This is a genomic window from Microbulbifer mixtoriginis (SeqCode) (assembly GCF_052466765.1).
Genome location: NZ_CP174289.1, coordinates 1830001 through 1845869, shown reverse-complemented (window position 1 = coordinate 1845869; position 15869 = coordinate 1830001). Strand labels below are relative to the sequence as shown.

The window sequence follows — 15869 nt, the reverse complement described above, 5'->3', positions numbered from 1 at the left end:
TAAGAAAAAATTATTTTGCGCATTAGTGATTTACGTCAGGAATTCCCACCAATTGATTTAAATCATTGAAAACCTTCCTCTCGCCCCTATTTTATTTCCCAACACTACACTGAAGCGTGGCGCCGCTTGGCTGCTATCGACCCAGTACTACATAAAATCCCCGAGTAGGAGAGGTTGCATTCATGCGTATAGACAGAATGACAAACCCGCTGCAGGCAGCTTTTGCCGATGCACAATCTCTGGCCGTTGGCAGAGATCACAACCAAATTTATCCAGAGCACCTATTGCTTGCGCTGCTCAACCAAAATAACGGCAGCGTGCCTGCATTTTTGTCGCAGGCCGGATTTAATCTAAATGGTCTGCGCAATGACCTGGCAAAAAGGCTTGATAACCTGCCAACTATCAGCTCCCCCACTGGGGACGTGGGTATGTCGCAGGAGCTGATGCGCCTGATGAACCTCACGGATAAAAAAGCGCAAAAAAATGATGATAGTTTTATTTCCAGTGAGACAGTTTTACTTGCTGCGTTTGATTCTGCTGCAGGGGAAATTGCCAAAATACTCAATGCCAATGGCGACTTAAAACAATTAGAGGCAGCGATACAAAAAGTGCGTGGTGATGAAAAAATTGACGATCCCAATGCGGAAGAGGCACGTCAGGCATTGGATAAGTACACCTTGGATCTGACCGAACGCGCGATTGCCGGCAAGCTGGATCCGGTGATTGGTCGCGACGATGAAATTCGTCGTACGATACAGGTATTGCAGCGTCGCACTAAAAACAACCCGGTACTGATCGGGGAACCCGGTGTAGGTAAAACCGCGATTGTCGAGGGGCTCGCTCAGAGAATTGTGAACGGTGAGGTTCCCGAGGGCCTCAAAGACAAGCGTCTGTTGTCATTGGACTTGGGCGCTCTGCTAGCCGGCGCCAAGTTCCGTGGAGAATTTGAAGAGCGCTTAAAAGCTGTTCTCAATGAGCTTTCCAAGCAGGAAGGGCGGATCATTCTGTTTATTGATGAGCTGCACACCATGGTGGGGGCGGGCAAAGCTGAGGGTGCTATGGATGCCGGTAATATGCTTAAGCCGGCTCTAGCGCGTGGTGAGTTGCACTGTGTTGGCGCCACAACCCTGGATGAATATCGCCAGTACATCGAGAAAGATGCGGCCCTTGAACGTCGCTTCCAAAAGGTACTGGTGGATGAGCCCACCGAGGAAGATACCATTGCCATATTGCGGGGATTAAAAGAACGCTACGAAGTGCACCACGGCGTGGATATTACCGACTCGGCCATCATTGCTGCCACCAAATTGTCTCAGCGCTATATTACCGATCGTCAGCTGCCGGACAAAGCCATCGACCTGATCGATGAAGCGGCTAGTCGTATCCGCATGGAAATAGATTCCAAGCCGGAATCGATGGATAAACTGGAGCGCCGTTTAATCCAACTTAAAATCGAACGCGAGGCAGTCAAAAAAGATAAAGATGACGAGGCCACACAGAAGCGCTTAGCCAAGTTGGAGGAGGAAATTCACCAGCTGGAAAAGGAATACTCCGATCTCGAGGAAGTTTGGAAAGCGGAGAAATCCCAGCTTGCGGGTAGCCACGACCTGAAAGAGAAACTGGAACAGGCCAAGTTGGATATGGAATCGGCGCGTCGCGCGGGTGACTTAACCCGAATGTCGGAGCTGCAGTACGGTGTTATCCCACAGCTGGAACAGCAGTTGAAGTCTGCTGCAACCCATGAGGCAAGTGAAGAGCCGCGCCTGTTGCGCAATCGGGTGACCGATGAAGAAGTGGCCGAAGTTGTTTCTCGCTGGACAGGCATCCCGGTATCCAAAATGCTGGAGGGCGAGCGGGAAAAATTACTGCGTATGGAAGACGAGCTTCACAAACGTGTTATAGGCCAGGGTGAAGCGGTGGAGGCTGTCGCCAATGCGGTGCGGCGCTCCCGCGCGGGTCTCGCCGATCCTAATCGCCCCAACGGCTCTTTCCTATTTCTGGGCCCCACCGGGGTTGGTAAAACTGAGCTCTGTAAGGCTCTGGCACAATTTCTCTTCGACACCGAAGATGCCATGGTGCGCATCGATATGTCGGAATTTATGGAAAAGCACTCAGTGGCCCGCCTGATAGGCGCACCTCCGGGGTATGTGGGTTACGAGGAGGGCGGCTACCTGACTGAGGCGGTGCGCCGTAAACCCTACTCAGTGGTGTTGCTCGATGAAGTGGAAAAGGCACATCCGGATGTATTCAATATCCTGCTGCAGGTGCTGGATGATGGTCGCTTGACCGATGGCCAGGGTCGCACCGTGGACTTTCGCAATACTGTTGTAGTGATGACTTCCAACTTGGGGTCGGACCTGATCCAAAAGTTTGCCAGCGCCGAGAGTGGAGATGACTTGGATGCCGAAATTCGTTATCGACAGATGAAAAATGCAGTGATGGAAGTGGTGGGCAATCACTTCCGCCCAGAATTTATTAACCGTATTGATGAGGTAGTGGTATTCCACCCGCTGGATAAGGCGGAAGTGCGCGCCATTGCGGAAATTCAGTTGCGACAATTGTGCCGACGTCTGGGCGAGCGTGATCTGAAGCTGGAGGTTTCCGAGGGCCTGTTGAATAAGCTTGCTGAGGTGGGCTTTGATCCGGTCTATGGCGCGCGGCCACTGAAAAGGGCGATACAAATCTGGCTGGAAAACCCACTGGCGCAAGATGTGCTCGCAGGTAAATTTACTCCCGGCACCACTATCCACGCGGATGTCGAGGGTGATCGGGCGGTATTCCGCTAGTCGGTATTATTCGTTTGTCTGTCGATGAAACAGGTAGTTATACATCTGTTTCATCGATTCTTAGAGTAGGATATTTCGTTTTCTTCCTCCTTCTTTATCTCGCTCAAAAATTGGGTGCAGGTACCTATCTTTCCACCATTATCGTCACTTCCGTCCCTTCCATGGCGTTCAAATATCATTTCAGGCTAATCCAATGAGAGTCTAACAATACGCACGGGATTTTCTTTATAAACTAAATCTGGTGGTCTGTTCAGTTGGTGGCTCCCAGAGTCAGACTTCCCGTCTTGTTGATCCGCGGCATTGTTGTGAATGATCGGGGGTAAATTATCAGTAAACGCATGGTGCTAATGCTGCTCGGGTGCCTGGTACTTTTTGGCGGTATTTTTGCGTATAAATTTATTGCCCAGCGCATGGTGAACCAATTTCTGGACAATATGCGTTTGCCGGCTCCTACAGTGACCTCGGCGAAGGCGCAGGTGCAAAATTGGCCAGAGGATTTAAGCGGGGTTGGTACAGTCCGTGCCGTCAATGGTGTTGAGGTTACGACAGAGGCCGAGGGTGTGGTTAGTGCTATCCACTTCAAGTCCGGCCAGTATGTACACAAAGGCGACCTTCTCGTGGAAATATTCGCCGAGCCGGAGAAAGCACAGCTGCAGGTTCTGGATGCTGAGCTGCGTTTGGCAAGGCGCAATTATGCACGAATTAAAACGCTTACCGCGCGTGGTGTGACCACTGAAGCAGAGCTCGATAGTGCGCGTAGCACCTTGGATCAGGTAGTGGCCAATATCGAGGTACAGCGCGCCAGGGTGGATCAGCGTAGAGTGCTGGCGCCTTTTAATGGTGTTCTAGGAATACGCCGTATTGATCTTGGGCAGAATGTCAGCCCGGGGGACGCGGTAGTCACTCTTCAACAGCTCACGCCTATCTTTGTCGACTTTTCCCTGCCAGAGCAGAAATACTCTCTGGTTAAGGAGGGGATGCCAATCAGCCTGACTACCGATGCTTTTCCCGGTAAAACCTATCTGGGGAGAATTACCGCGGTAGACCCCAGAGTAGATAGGGCCAGCCGCAATTTCCTGATACAGGCTACGCTCGAAAACCCCAAGAAGCACCTGCGCCCAGGTATGTTTGCCCAGGTTTCTGTAAAAATTGAAGCCAGCCGTCGAGTACTTTCGGTCCCCCGAACGGCCCTGTTGTTTGCTCCCTATGGCGTATCGGTCTTTGTGTTGGAAACGGATGCCTCTGATAACAGTGTCACCGCAAACAAACGTTTTGTTAAAACCGGGGAGGAGCGCGGTGATCTGGTGGAAATTGTAGAAGGATTGCTACAGGGCGATGAGGTGGCCAGCAGCGGCTTGCTCAAATTGCGCAACGGTGAGGCTGCGGTAATCAACAATGAGAACAAGCCGCCAGAGGACCCATCTCCCACTCCTGAAAACAGTTAATTTCTACTGGGTGTTGCGGTGAATTTTACAGAAATATTTATTCGTAAACCGGTATTAGCTTCAGTAGTCAGTTTATTTATTTTTCTACTGGGTTTGCGCTCAATAACTGAATTAAATATTCGCCAGTATCCGGAACTGGAGAATGCAGTTATTACAGTCACTACTGTCTATGTGGGAGCAGACTCCGATCTTGTACAGGGATTTATTACCACGCCGCTTGAACAGGAGATTGCAACGGCGGATGGCATAGATTACATGGTATCTACCAGCGTACAGGGGCTCTCGACCATCAATGCCTATGTGCGATTTGATTACGACCCCAACGAGGTGCTGACTCAAATTGTTGCCAAGGTAAATAAATTGCGTAGCGACTTGCCCGAAGAGTCTGAGGATTCCAGTGTGGAGATGCAGCAAGGGGAAACAACCGCTGCCATGTACCTTTCTTTTTCCTCGGAGATCCTTGCTAACAATCAAATTACCGATTACTTAGTTCGGGTTGTGCAGCCCAAGCTGGCTACTATAGCCGGGGTACAGCGTGCACGTTTGCTTGGGGACAGTACTTTTGCTATGCGCGCCTGGTTGAAGCCTAAAGAAATGGCTGCGTTGGAGGTGACACCTGAAGACGTAGCCAATGCCCTGCGTAATAACAATATCCTTTCTGCAGCGGGGGCTACCAAGGGCTCTAGAGTAGCAATAGAAATACGTGCAGACACGGATATTTCCCGCCAAGTGGATTTTCAAAATCTGGTGGTGCGGGCGAGCGGCGATCAATTGGTAAGACTTAGAGATGTAGCGGATATTGAGTTGGGAGCGGAGACTTACGATAGCTCTGTGACATTTAACGGGCAGTCTGCAACTTTTATTGCTATTGAAGTCGCCCCCAATGCAAACTCCTTGGATGTTATCAAATATGTACGGGAAAAGCTGGAGAGTGAAATTTTTCCCCAGCTACCGGAGGGGATGCAGGGAGAAATTCCCTATGACAGTACTGAGTATATTCAGGACTCTATTTCTGAGGTGGTGCGTACCATTGTCGAGGCAGTGATCATCGTTATCGTGGTCATCTACCTGTTTCTGGGGTCTTTGCGCAGTGTTTTGATTCCTGCCATCGCGCTTCCTCTTTCCCTAGTGGGTGCAATGTTTCTGATGCTGTTGATGGGCTTTTCCATCAACTTGCTAACTCTGTTAAGTATGGTGCTGGCTATTGGCATAGTCGTGGATGATGCGATTATCGTTTTGGAAAATGTGCACCGCCATATTGAAGAGGGGCTCACGCCTCGCGAAGCAGCCATTGTAGGGGCTCGAGAACTAGCATGGCCAGTAGTAGCCATGACTACCACTTTGATCGCCGTGTATATTCCTATTGGCTTTCTCGGTGGCCTTACCGGAACTCTGTTTATCGAGTTTGCGTTTTCTCTCGCCGGTGCCGTACTGCTATCGGGTGTGGTCGCGCTAACACTTTCACCAATGATGGCTTCTAGGATACTGAAGCCGCGTGACGGTGGGGGGACACGCTTGGAGGCCTGGTTGGAGCGGCGCTTTGCGAATTTACAGAAGGGTTTTGAAAAGCGCTTGCACAACGCATTAGAGGAACGCAGCGTTATTTTGCTTTTCGGTTTGATTGTTTTGGTGAGCTGTTATTTTCTTTTTATTACTTCACCGCAGGAGCTGGAGCCTACAGAAGATCGGGGTTTGGTCCTCACTATATCCACAGCAGATGCTTATGCCACACTGGATTATGTTGAGCAATATACAGGGGAGTTGGTGGATATTGCTGATCTCTATACTGAGGTGGAAAATATTTTCCTGCTCAATGGCGCCGGTACTTTTAGCAGTGGTGTCAATAATGCTACGGCGGGCTTTGTATTAGGGCCCTGGGAAAAGCGTAAACGTGACACTGCACAAATGCAGGAACTAATCAGTGAGGATGTGCGCAACATCGCTGGTCTTAAAGTGGCTGTGGTTGTGCCGCCGAGCTTGCCAACTGCAGGTGGTCAACTGCCGGTGGAATTTGTTATCGGGGCAACAGAGCCAGTGGAGAATCTCGCCGATGTTGCCAGTGAGATCATGGCAAAGGCCTTGCAAAGCAGGAAGTTCATTTTTCTGGACTCCGATCTGAAAATTGATAAGCCTAAGGTCGTTATTGAAATAGACCGAGAGAAGGCTGCGACTATGGGGGTGGATATGGTGAATCTTAGTCGTGACCTGGGGGCAATGCTTTCCGGTGCTTATGTTAATCGCTTTTCACTCGATAATCGTAGTTATAAGGTGATCCCCCAGGTCGAGCGAGTTGATCGCCTGACTCCTGCCCAGTTGAAGCAATATTATATCCGGGCGATTAACGGGGACCTGGTTCCTATTAATACTCTGATTAATCTACGCCAAATCGTTGAACCACAGCAATTAAAACGCTTCCAGCAACTTAATGCGGTTACGATATCCGGAGTGCCGCGCCCGGGTGTCACCCTAGGTGAAGCGTTGGACGTTTTGGAAAATGCGGCGAGGCAAATACTGCCAGCCGAGTATTCTGTGGACTACTCCGGTCAATCCCGTCAATTCAAAACGGAAGGTTCTGAATTAGTCATAACTTTTTTCTTCGCACTGATAGTAATTTATCTGGTGCTGGCGGCCCAGTTTGAGTCCTGGCGCGACCCTCTCATTATGTTAGTGACTGTCCCAATGAGTGTGTGCGGCGCTATGATCTTTGTAAGCCTGGGTCTAACCACACTTAATATCTACACCCAGGTGGGACTGGTGACTCTAATCGGCGTTATCTCCAAGCATGGAATTCTAATTGTGGAGTTTGCCAATAAATTACAAATGGGGGGAGTGGATAAGCGTACCGCTATAGAGGAGGCTACTTCTATTCGTCTGCGGCCGGTATTGATGACAACGGCATCACTGGTGCTGGCAATGGTGCCACTGCTGATTGCTTCAGGGCCCGGTGGTGGGGCCCGTTTTGCCATGGGGCTGGTCGTCGCCTCGGGTATGACGATTGGCACATTATTTACCCTTTTTGTGGTGCCTGCCATGTATCTTTATTTGGGGCGGGATTACGAAAAGATAAGGGCACAAGTGCAGGGCAATTAATGGCCTCGTGCATGATTCTTTTAAGCGTCGAGGATACCTCTTGTGGTGTTACTACGGCGGAACTCACTGGGAGTAACCCCCTCGTGTTTTTTAAAGAAGCGGGTAAATACCGCGCGCTCGGCAAAGTGCAGCTTTATTGCGATACTCTCGACAGATTCACTGGAGGACAGCAGTAGACGTTTGGTCAGGGCCAGGGTGACACTGTCTTTTAGCTCCTGAAAAGTAACCCCCTGTTCTTTCAATCTCCTTTGCAGGGTGCGGCCGCTGGTGCGAAAGTGAGCGGCGGCCTGTTTAATGGTGACTTCCTCGCGGAGAATGTGTTTTTCCAGCCATGAGCGCAGGCTCGCGGCTAAGTTGTAACTCGATAGCGTATTGTGTAAAACAGTTTTTAAAACATTTCGGCTCTGGCTACGCAGTAACTTGTGGTAGCTGGGGATAGGAAAATCCAGTGTTTCAGAGCCAAGAATAATGGCGTTGGTATCACAGTCAAATTCTACTGGGCTTTGGAATATACGGGCATAAATAGAATCATCCTCGGGTTTTGGCCTGCGCAACTTAACACCGCATACCTCAGTAAACTGGGGGTTCAGCGTACGCAATAATTCCGCGATTCGGGCCATTAACATTTCGGCAAAGAAATGGTTTACCGGTTCGCTAAATAATTCTAAGCGCCATTGCAGAGTGAGGACTTCACATTCTTTTTCTTGTCTTGTTTCGAATCTTAGTAGCGGCGCCAGGGTTTGCGATAAAACAATTTCCGCAGGGCGCAGTATTTCCCGTGGCCGCCGCAGGGAGGGTTGCGCCTCGATAATGGTTTCTTCCAGCCACAAGATAATAGGAAAGCGACTGAAACTGAGTCCCGGTGAAGAAACTGGGGAAAGTGCTACCAGGTTTTCAATCAGTGCATTGAACTCGCTGTAACTAAGTCGCTCGTTCTCGCGGGGATTCCAGCTAAATGCGAAAGGCAGCCGCTCAATTAGAGTACCAATAGGAATACCCAGCCGCGCAGCAGCTGTAACGAAATAGGGTGCAAATATTTTAGGCACGCCGGCATGGCCGGACATATTTTTATTCTGGTCTCTCATGACTCTTTGCCGTCCGGGTGGCGTTAATTCGATCATAGCAAAGGCGTATCAATCTAAGAAAACAATAATGTGAATTATGACGAACCGGTCGCCTCATGTGGCGCACTTGATCATCCTGTGGCGCCATAAATCCTATTGCGGCACCCACCTCAGCAGATAAGTTGCAGGGGTCTGCAGTGTGTTGCGAAACGGATACCTCGAGACTCTGCGGTCAGTAAATATCCACTTATAAAATTATAAAGGTCAATAACCATGACACTGTCTAAACGACTGGGCGCAGGCCTGTCTGTTTTTTTTGCTGCGATGGTAGGCACTTCTGCGGCGGTAGCGGAGAACTGCTACATCCTGGTCCATGGACATGGAGTCGAGGGGCATACAACCAGTACAGCGAGCGATGGGAGTTTAGTGCAACCGGCACTGGACTATTGGAGCGAAACCTATTTCGATGAATATAAAAACAGCAGTTTTATCGACCAGCTGCTAATCAGCGGCGGCAATTACGGAGTAGTGGGGTACAACTCTACCGATGAGGGTGAGCTGCCCTACTGGCACGATAAAACCTCCGGTGAAATTGCACGGCAAATTATTCAGATCCGCAGTGGAGCCGGAGACAGGTTCGAACACGAAAACCAGTGTTCTGCCGATGATACCTTCTGGATTATTTCCCACAGCCAGGGCGCTGCGCAGATGATGTATATCGCTGGCAACGCTGTTGAAGGATCACCTTACTACAACCGTGCTTACAATCAGTACGACACTGATACTGAAGTACAGGATGTTAAGAAGTGCTCGACAACTTGGTGGGGCAGCAAGAGCTGTAAAACCGTTTCTGAGGAAGTGCAGGTTGCCAGCCTGAGTGATGCCAACGCGGTTACTGTGGATTTTGATAGTGCGATTAGCGGAGTGGCTGCGATCTTCACCACTGGTGGAGCAATCACCGGTACCGAGGGCGTGGATCGTATCTGTAATGGCACTTGGTATGACGAGGTGATCAATGACCTCTTCTTTGGCAGGGAGTGTGCCGCGGTGCGCTATATGCAGACCAACGATATTTATACCGTGCGTAATTACGTGGGCACTAATCTGGGTGCGCCTGTCTACACCATTGGCGGCTACGCGGGCTTTCCCGGTGCAGAAAGCGTTTCCTCGGCACTGTTGAATGGTGAAGATGATGGTTATATTAATCTCGCTTCCCAGATGAACTGTTATGGTTCCGGCAAACGAAGCCTCTGGTCAAACCTCAAGCAGTACGACACCTTCATGGGTATTGCCTACGGCAGTGCCACCTTCTCCTGTGACAACGACAATAAGGGTACGGCTCGTTCCTACAATCTGGCCAGCATTTATACCGATCACGATGCTCAGCGCAATGGCGGTATTTTGTCTCCGGATTACGATGGCATTCCCGATGGTTTGAATTGTGGGGTTGGTAAAAACAGCGCCGGCCGAATTGCCGCCTGTACTCAGTAATTTTTGCGGGAGCTAGCCCATGTCCGTCAGCAACAATCGCCTCAAGGGGCGCTTAGCCATCCTGGGATCCATTGTCTTTATCGCCGCAGCCGTGGCTTATTGGTTCACTGGTGAGGGTGGGGAAGTATCCACAGCGGTTGTTGCCAAGGCGGAAGCTGGCGGGCTCCATGCCCCACAGCCACAGAGGGCCGAGCTTCAAGAGGTAGCGCTGGTTGAAGAGAAACCGGTCGAGGATAAATCTGTTCAGGTTTGGCAGGAGATCCAGGCGCGGCCGGTCAAGACCGAGTTGCACCAGTCACTGCTCTCTGATCTGGCAAAATTTCACCGCTATCCACCGGAAAATCGCGCGATCAAGAGCGCTTCGCAGGATCCGATTTCCCAGACCCATGCCCCAGACCAGCGCACTACCTACAGTGACAATGGAGACACCTTGACCCTGTGGACTGATCAGAAGTTCTATCTGTATGGTGATACCGTGCGTGTCTTCGCCTTTCAGACCGATAGCGATGGTGTCAAGGTACCAGCGGACCTGACCGCCCTGATGGTGTTGGATGACCAACATGTGCTGGGTTCACTGACCTTTGAAGATGGCAACGGGGACTTGGTTTACGAGGCGGAGATAGAGGCGGGAGCTTACCAAGGGCAGTCGCTGCCAACGGGTATTTATAAGATCATCGTGGATACGGATATCGATGGCCTGCGCGATGCAGCGGCATTTACACTGTCAGAGGATACGGGCAGCTATACCGGCAACTTGCGAGACTCGCTTACCAGTGAGGGTAATTTACTAGTGGAAGCCGAAGTGGAAATATTGCAACAGGGCCGTTTTTACTTCCGTGGTTCCCTCTACAACGATGAGCAGACGCCCATTGGCAGCACCCAATATGCGGTTGAGCTTTCTCCAGGGCGCCACTGGATCCCCTTCGAATTTTACGGTCTGATGATCCGCGATGCCGATCAGGATGGCCCCTATCTGGTTAAGCAGCTGAGTATTGCGCGGGTGACGGTGCCCAGGGCAGATAGGCTGTTTGAACCCGGCTATTACACCGAGCGTTACAGCCTGGAGCAGTTTAACGAAACGCCTTATAAAGAGCTTTAAAAGCTAGGGCTTAGCAGTTATCGCGAATACTCTGTTTTTCCTTGGTAATGCGTTCCTGGCGTTCATCTTCTCCCAGCATACGGTGATTGCCCTGTTCGTCGATTTCACGTACCCGAGCGTGGGTAGTCAGGGCTTTTAGGTTTTTCTGGGAGGACTCACAGCGTTGTGCGCGTGCTGCTGCCTGGGCGCGGGCTACTTGCTCATCCACTTTTGAGGGGCCTTGGGCTTCTTGTTTTGTGGTATTTTTTCTCTCGGGAGTGGGCTTGGCAGCCACTTGTTTGGCTTTTTCTGCAGCTATCGCAGCCTGTTGTTCCGCTTCCCATTGTTTGTAGCGCTCCGACTTCGGCTTCTTTATAACTTCAACCTCAGTGCTACTGGGTGGCTGCTCCCCAAAGTGCACCACGCCGTTCTCATCCACCCACTTGTAGATGCCGTTGGCTTGAGCGGCCAGTGCCAGGCCGGAGAATAGCATTGCGAGTGCGACGCGCATTGGATTACCCCTTATCGTTGTATCTTTCCTTACCCGACATATTGTACCGGTAACGGTGGACTTTCCTGTAACTCTCTTAACACTTTCAGTCATGTCTATTGACAGTCAATGTTGGATTGGCAAAATCGACTGTTTCCTCGGCGAGTAGTCGTCTCCGCACACCCGCGGCCAGGACACTAGCACAGGTGGACCACCCCTCCACCGCAATTCCGCCGAGAGGCTCTCCCTACCCCTGGAGGCCTGCTAGCCTGCAATTCGGACACCGCCGTGTCGGTTTCAGGCTGGGTGTTTTACTGCGCGCGATGATCTCATCCTAAAAATCGGCATGTAAACACGCAACAGGCTGATATCTGTCATCATTTTCCTTTACAATTGCCGTTCAACATTCTTGTTGTTCGTTCGGTTAGCGGTTCTTTGGTGATGGCTATCCTACCAACTAGGTGAATTGAGGAGACTCAAGTGGAATTACTTTCCGGCGGCGATATGTTGGTTCGCGCGCTGCAGGATGAAGGGGTAGATCTGATTTTTGGCTACCCGGGCGGTTCGGCACTGCATATCTATGACGCCATTTTCAGGCAGAAGTCCATCAAACACATTTTGGTGCGGCATGAACAGGGTGCTACCCACGCTGCAGACGGCTATGCCCGCTCAACAGGCAAGGCGGGTGTTGTACTTGTGACCTCGGGTCCAGGGGCCACGAATGCGATTACCGGAATTGCGACCGCCTATATGGATTCGATTCCTATGGTGGTGATTTCGGGTCAGGTGCCCAGCGATAAGATCGGTGAAGATGCCTTTCAGGAAACCGATATGGTTGGTTGCTCGCGGCCAATCGTAAAGCACAGTTTCCTGGTGAAGAACGCCGAGGATATTCCCGAGATCGTTAAGAAAGCTTTCTATATAGCCACGACTGGTCGCCCTGGCCCTGTGGTGATTGATGTACCCAAGGATGTAACCAACCCCGCCGAGCGCTTTCCCTATCGCTACCCGGATAAGCTGCGCATGCGCTCTTATACGCCGGCGGGCAAGGGCCACAGTGGACAAATACGCAAGGCGGTGGCGTTGTTGCTATCGGCGCGGCGACCGGTAATTTACGCTGGCGGTGGTGTGGTTCAGGGGGATGGCTCCGAACTGCTCACCGAGTTGGCTCGCCATCTGAATTATCCCGTGACCAATACCTTGATGGGACTCGGCGCTTTTCCCGGTAGCGATAGGCGTTTTCTCGGTATGCTCGGCATGCATGGCACCTTCGAGGCTAATACCGCTATGCATCATGCAGATGTCATTCTGGCGGTGGGAGCGCGTTTCGATGACCGCGTTACCAATACACCCAGCAAATTTTGTCCGGGAGCCAAGATTATTCATATTGATGTGGACCCGGCTTCTATTTCCAAAACCATCGTCGCCGATATTCCCATCGTTGGTACTGTGCAGTCAGTACTGGCTGATATGCTGGAAGCCTTTAAATCCAGTGAGGAACAGCCGGACCAGTCAGCAATCGTTGACTGGTGGCGTCAGATAGACGACTGGCGTGAACGTCACGGCCTCTATACCGTTCCGCGATACAAAACTGACGGCGCCCTGATCATGCCGCAGGAAGTCATTCGTGCGGTTTACGATATCACCGAGGGCGATGCCTTCGTGACCTCTGATGTTGGACAGCACCAGATGTTTGCCGCCCAGTATTACCATTTCGACAAGCCGCGCCGTTGGATTAACTCCGGCGGGCTCGGCACCATGGGTTTTGGTCTGCCTTCTGCCCTGGGGGTGAAGATTGCCCACCCAGATAAAGAAGTTGTCTGTGTGACCGGTGAGGGCAGTATCCAGATGTGTATTCAGGAATTGTCCACCGCTACTCAATACCATCTGCCGGTTAAGATTCTGTGTCTCAATAACCAGGCACTAGGAATGGTGAAGCAGTGGCAGGAAATGCAGTACGAAGGGCGCCTTTCCAACAGTGTCTACGAAGAGTCTCTGCCGGACTTCGTCAAGCTTGCAGAAGCCTATGGCCACCTGGGTGTGAAGATTGAGCGAAGAGAAGACTTGCATGAAAAACTGCAAGAGGCCTTTGCGCATAAAGATCGCACGGTGTTTATCGATGTCTACGTCGATCCCTCTGAGCATGTCTACCCGATGCAAGTCATGCCGAGTGGCTCCATGCGTGATATGTGGCTGAGCAAAACCGAACGGACATAGGGGTTAGGGAAATGCGGAGAATTATTTCGGTTTTGATGGAGAACGAGCCGGGAGCGCTATCCCGAGTTGTGGGATTGTTTTCCCAGCGCGGCTACAACATTGAGAGCTTGACTGTGGCGCCTACAGAAGACGCTACTTTGTCACGCCTCACCATGGTGACCATAGGTGATGATCACAAGATCGAGCAGATAACCAAAAACCTCAACAAATTAATTGATGTGGTGAAGCTGGTTGACCTTACTGAAGGCTCTCATATCGAGCGGGAATTATTGCTGGTAAAGGTGCGTGCCAATGGAGCCCAGCGCGATGAGGTCAAGCGAAGTGTAGATATTTTTCGTGGGCAGATAGTGGATGTTACCAGCAGTATGTACACGGTTCAGGTTGCCGGTACCGGTCAAAAACTCGATGCATTTTTACAGGCATTGGGAGAGCACACCATTATGGAAGTCGTGCGCTCCGGGGTTTCTGGAATCGCCCGCGGTGAAAAAGTATTAAGTGTTTAGATAGCAGGAAATAGGAATTTAGTCATGCAAGTTTATTACGATAAAGATTGTGAACTGTCTTTAATCCGCGGGAAAAATGTTGCGATTATCGGTTACGGTTCTCAGGGGCATGCCCACGCCAATAATCTCAAGGATTCCGGTGTAGAAAATATTGTTGTCGGTTTGCGCAAAGGCTCTGGCTCCTGGAGCAAAGCGGAGAGTGCCGGCCTGCGTGTTGCCGAGGTAGAGAGTGCGGTCAAAGATGCTGATGTGGTAATGATTCTGGCACCGGATGAGTACCAAGCCAATATTTACAAAGAGCAAGTGGCCCCCCATTTAAAATCTGGTGCGGCGCTCGCCTTTGCTCATGGGTTCAATGTGCACTTCGAACTGATTGAGCCGCCGGCAGATATAGATGTCATTATGATTGCGCCAAAAGGTCCCGGGCATACTGTACGCTCCACTTATCTTGAAGGGGGCGGTGTGCCAACTCTGATTGCGGTTTACCAGAATGCTTCCGGCAATGCGAAAGAACTGGCACTTTCCTACGCCAGTGCAAATGGTGGCGGCCGCTCTGGAATTATTGAAACCAATTTCCGTGAGGAGACTGAGACAGATCTTTTTGGAGAGCAGGCTGTATTGTGCGGGGGGGTTTCCGCTCTGGTGACCGCTGGTTTCGAAACTCTGGTTGAGGCCGGTTACGCGCCTGAGATGGCCTATTTCGAGTGCCTACATGAGCTGAAGTTGATTGTCGACCTGATGTATCAGGGCGGTATTGCTGACATGCGCTATTCTATTTCCAATACTGCAGAGTACGGTGATTATGTCACTGGGCCGCGGATTGTTACCGATGAGACTAAAGCAGAAATGCAGCGCGTTTTGAAGGATATTCAGACCGGGAAATTCGCAAAGGACTTTATGTTGGAATCTCTCGCTGGACAGCCGCGCTTAAAGGCTGAGCGCCGTATTGGGGCAGAGCATCAAATTGAGCAGGTGGGTGCCAAGCTTCGTGCCATGATGCCCTGGATCAAAGCGAATAAAATTATTGATCGGACAGAAGGCAACGGTTGAGAACTGTTTAACTAAAAAAACGGCGGGATATCCCGCCGTTTTTTTTTGCCCTGTGCCCACACAGGGCAATGGCGTACACTCGCTGGCTGCAAAATGCATTAACGGAGAGTCTATGAGCGTTCAAGGGGATGATAAGCAGCCCGAAGACCCAATTAGTGGTCTGAATGAGGAAATTCGTCTGCCCGTCGACGAGCACATTGAGGAAGAGGTTGCAGAGAATGGCAAAAAGGTGCGCGCGCGCGGTGTCTATCTCTTGCCCAACCTAATCACCACCGGAGCCCTTTTTAGCGGTTTCTACGCAATTATTGCCGGTATGAGCGGAAACTTTGAGGCTGCCGCGATCGCAATTTTTGTGGCTATGGTTTTGGATGGCCTGGATGGGCGGGTTGCACGTCTGACCGACACTCAAAGTGCCTTTGGTGTGCAATATGATTCCCTCTCTGACATGGTTTCTTTTGGCCTTGCTCCAGCTCTGGTAGCTTTTAGCTGGGGGTTGGATTCTTTGGGCAAATTTGGCTGGGCTATCGCATTTTTGTATGCGGCTTGCGCCGCCCTGCGCTTGGCCCGATTTAATACCCAGGTAGATACCGTCGATAAAGGGGTATTTATTGGTCTTGCCAGTCCAACAGCTGCGGCAATTGTTGCCAGCATGGTT

Annotated in this window: 11 protein-coding genes (1 of these 11 running past the window's edge); 9 read left to right on the top strand and 2 right to left on the bottom strand. The window is 51.0% G+C overall.

Annotated elements, in window-relative coordinates; genetic code table 11:
- Positions 1–182 precede the first annotated feature (182 nt).
- The 3 genes from clpB to ACJJIV_RS08120 all read left to right on the top strand — a co-directional run bounded on the left by clpB (position 183) and on the right by ACJJIV_RS08120 (position 7321).
- Positions 183–2786 carry an ATP-dependent chaperone ClpB gene (gene clpB / locus ACJJIV_RS08130; protein WP_444891391.1) on the top strand — a complete coding sequence of 868 codons (2604 nt, stop codon included), beginning with the start codon at positions 183–185 and terminating at the stop codon, positions 2784–2786.
- A 338-nt stretch (positions 2787–3124) separates the two neighbouring features.
- Positions 3125–4231, top strand: coding sequence for an efflux RND transporter periplasmic adaptor subunit (locus ACJJIV_RS08125; protein ID WP_252084464.1), 1107 nt, complete (start codon positions 3125–3127; stop codon positions 4229–4231).
- Positions 4232–4249: 18 nt separating this feature from the next.
- Positions 4250–7321: an efflux RND transporter permease subunit gene (locus ACJJIV_RS08120; RefSeq protein ID WP_444891390.1), complete on the top strand. Its 3072-nt coding sequence runs from the start codon at positions 4250–4252 to the stop codon at positions 7319–7321.
- A gap of 20 nt (positions 7322–7341) precedes the next feature.
- Here ACJJIV_RS08120 and ACJJIV_RS08115 read toward each other — a convergent pair whose 3' ends face one another.
- Positions 7342–8406 carry an AraC family transcriptional regulator gene (locus ACJJIV_RS08115; protein WP_444883728.1) on the bottom strand — a complete coding sequence of 355 codons (1065 nt, stop codon included), beginning with the start codon at positions 8404–8406 and terminating at the stop codon, positions 7342–7344.
- Between the two features lie 252 nt (positions 8407–8658).
- On the opposite strand from ACJJIV_RS08115, the gene ACJJIV_RS08110 reads away from it, so the two are divergent.
- Both ACJJIV_RS08110 and ACJJIV_RS08105 read left to right on the top strand, forming a co-directional pair.
- Complete coding sequence (locus ACJJIV_RS08110; protein WP_444891389.1) at positions 8659–9876, top strand: hypothetical protein; 1218 nt, start codon at positions 8659–8661, stop codon at positions 9874–9876.
- 19 nt (positions 9877–9895) lie between these two features.
- Positions 9896–10975 (top strand): DUF4785 family immunoglobulin-like domain-containing protein, encoded by a 1080-nt coding sequence (locus ACJJIV_RS08105; protein WP_444883730.1) that lies wholly within the window; start codon positions 9896–9898, stop codon positions 10973–10975.
- A gap of 10 nt (positions 10976–10985) precedes the next feature.
- On the opposite strand, the gene ACJJIV_RS08100 is transcribed toward ACJJIV_RS08105, so the two are convergent.
- The gene (locus ACJJIV_RS08100; RefSeq protein WP_444891388.1) at positions 10986–11465 is read right to left on the bottom strand and encodes a DUF4124 domain-containing protein; all 480 of its coding nucleotides are present in this window, start codon (positions 11463–11465) and stop codon (positions 10986–10988) included.
- Between the two features lie 459 nt (positions 11466–11924).
- Between ACJJIV_RS08100 and ACJJIV_RS08095 the strand changes: the two genes are divergently transcribed.
- The 4 genes from ACJJIV_RS08095 to pssA form a co-directional block, all read left to right on the top strand.
- Entirely contained in the window at positions 11925–13661 is a 1737-nt protein-coding gene (locus ACJJIV_RS08095; protein WP_444891387.1) for an acetolactate synthase 3 large subunit, read from the top strand.
- An 11-nt stretch (positions 13662–13672) separates the two neighbouring features.
- Positions 13673–14164, top strand: a complete 492-nt coding sequence (ilvN, locus tag ACJJIV_RS08090) for an acetolactate synthase small subunit (RefSeq protein ID WP_252084471.1) — start codon at positions 13673–13675, stop codon at positions 14162–14164.
- Positions 14165–14188: 24 nt separating this feature from the next.
- The gene (ilvC, locus tag ACJJIV_RS08085; RefSeq protein ID WP_444891386.1) at positions 14189–15214 is read left to right on the top strand and encodes a ketol-acid reductoisomerase; all 1026 of its coding nucleotides are present in this window, start codon (positions 14189–14191) and stop codon (positions 15212–15214) included.
- Positions 15215–15326: 112 nt separating this feature from the next.
- Positions 15327–15869, top strand: the 5' portion of a protein-coding gene (gene pssA, locus ACJJIV_RS08080) for a CDP-diacylglycerol--serine O-phosphatidyltransferase (RefSeq protein WP_252084473.1). The gene runs 333 nt beyond the window's last position; the window shows 543 of its 876 coding nt (coding positions 1–543); the start codon lies at positions 15327–15329; the stop codon falls past the right edge of the window.

Excerpts from the sequence above, each read along its gene's own strand:
- clpB (WP_444891391.1), top strand. The coding sequence starts at position 183 with ATGCGTATAGACAGAATGACAAACCCGCTGCAGGCAGCTTTTGCCGAT.
- ACJJIV_RS08125 (WP_252084464.1), top strand. The coding sequence starts at position 3,125 with ATGGTGCTAATGCTGCTCGGGTGCCTGGTACTTTTTGGCGGTATTTTT.
- ACJJIV_RS08115 (WP_444883728.1), bottom strand. The coding sequence starts at position 8,406 with ATGAGAGACCAGAATAAAAATATGTCCGGCCATGCCGGCGTGCCTAAA.
- ACJJIV_RS08110 (WP_444891389.1), top strand. The coding sequence starts at position 8,659 with ATGACACTGTCTAAACGACTGGGCGCAGGCCTGTCTGTTTTTTTTGCT.
- ACJJIV_RS08105 (WP_444883730.1), top strand. The coding sequence starts at position 9,896 with ATGTCCGTCAGCAACAATCGCCTCAAGGGGCGCTTAGCCATCCTGGGA.
- ACJJIV_RS08100 (WP_444891388.1), bottom strand. The coding sequence starts at position 11,465 with ATGCGCGTCGCACTCGCAATGCTATTCTCCGGCCTGGCACTGGCCGCT.
- ilvN (WP_252084471.1), top strand. The coding sequence starts at position 13,673 with ATGCGGAGAATTATTTCGGTTTTGATGGAGAACGAGCCGGGAGCGCTA.
- ilvC (WP_444891386.1), top strand. The coding sequence starts at position 14,189 with ATGCAAGTTTATTACGATAAAGATTGTGAACTGTCTTTAATCCGCGGG.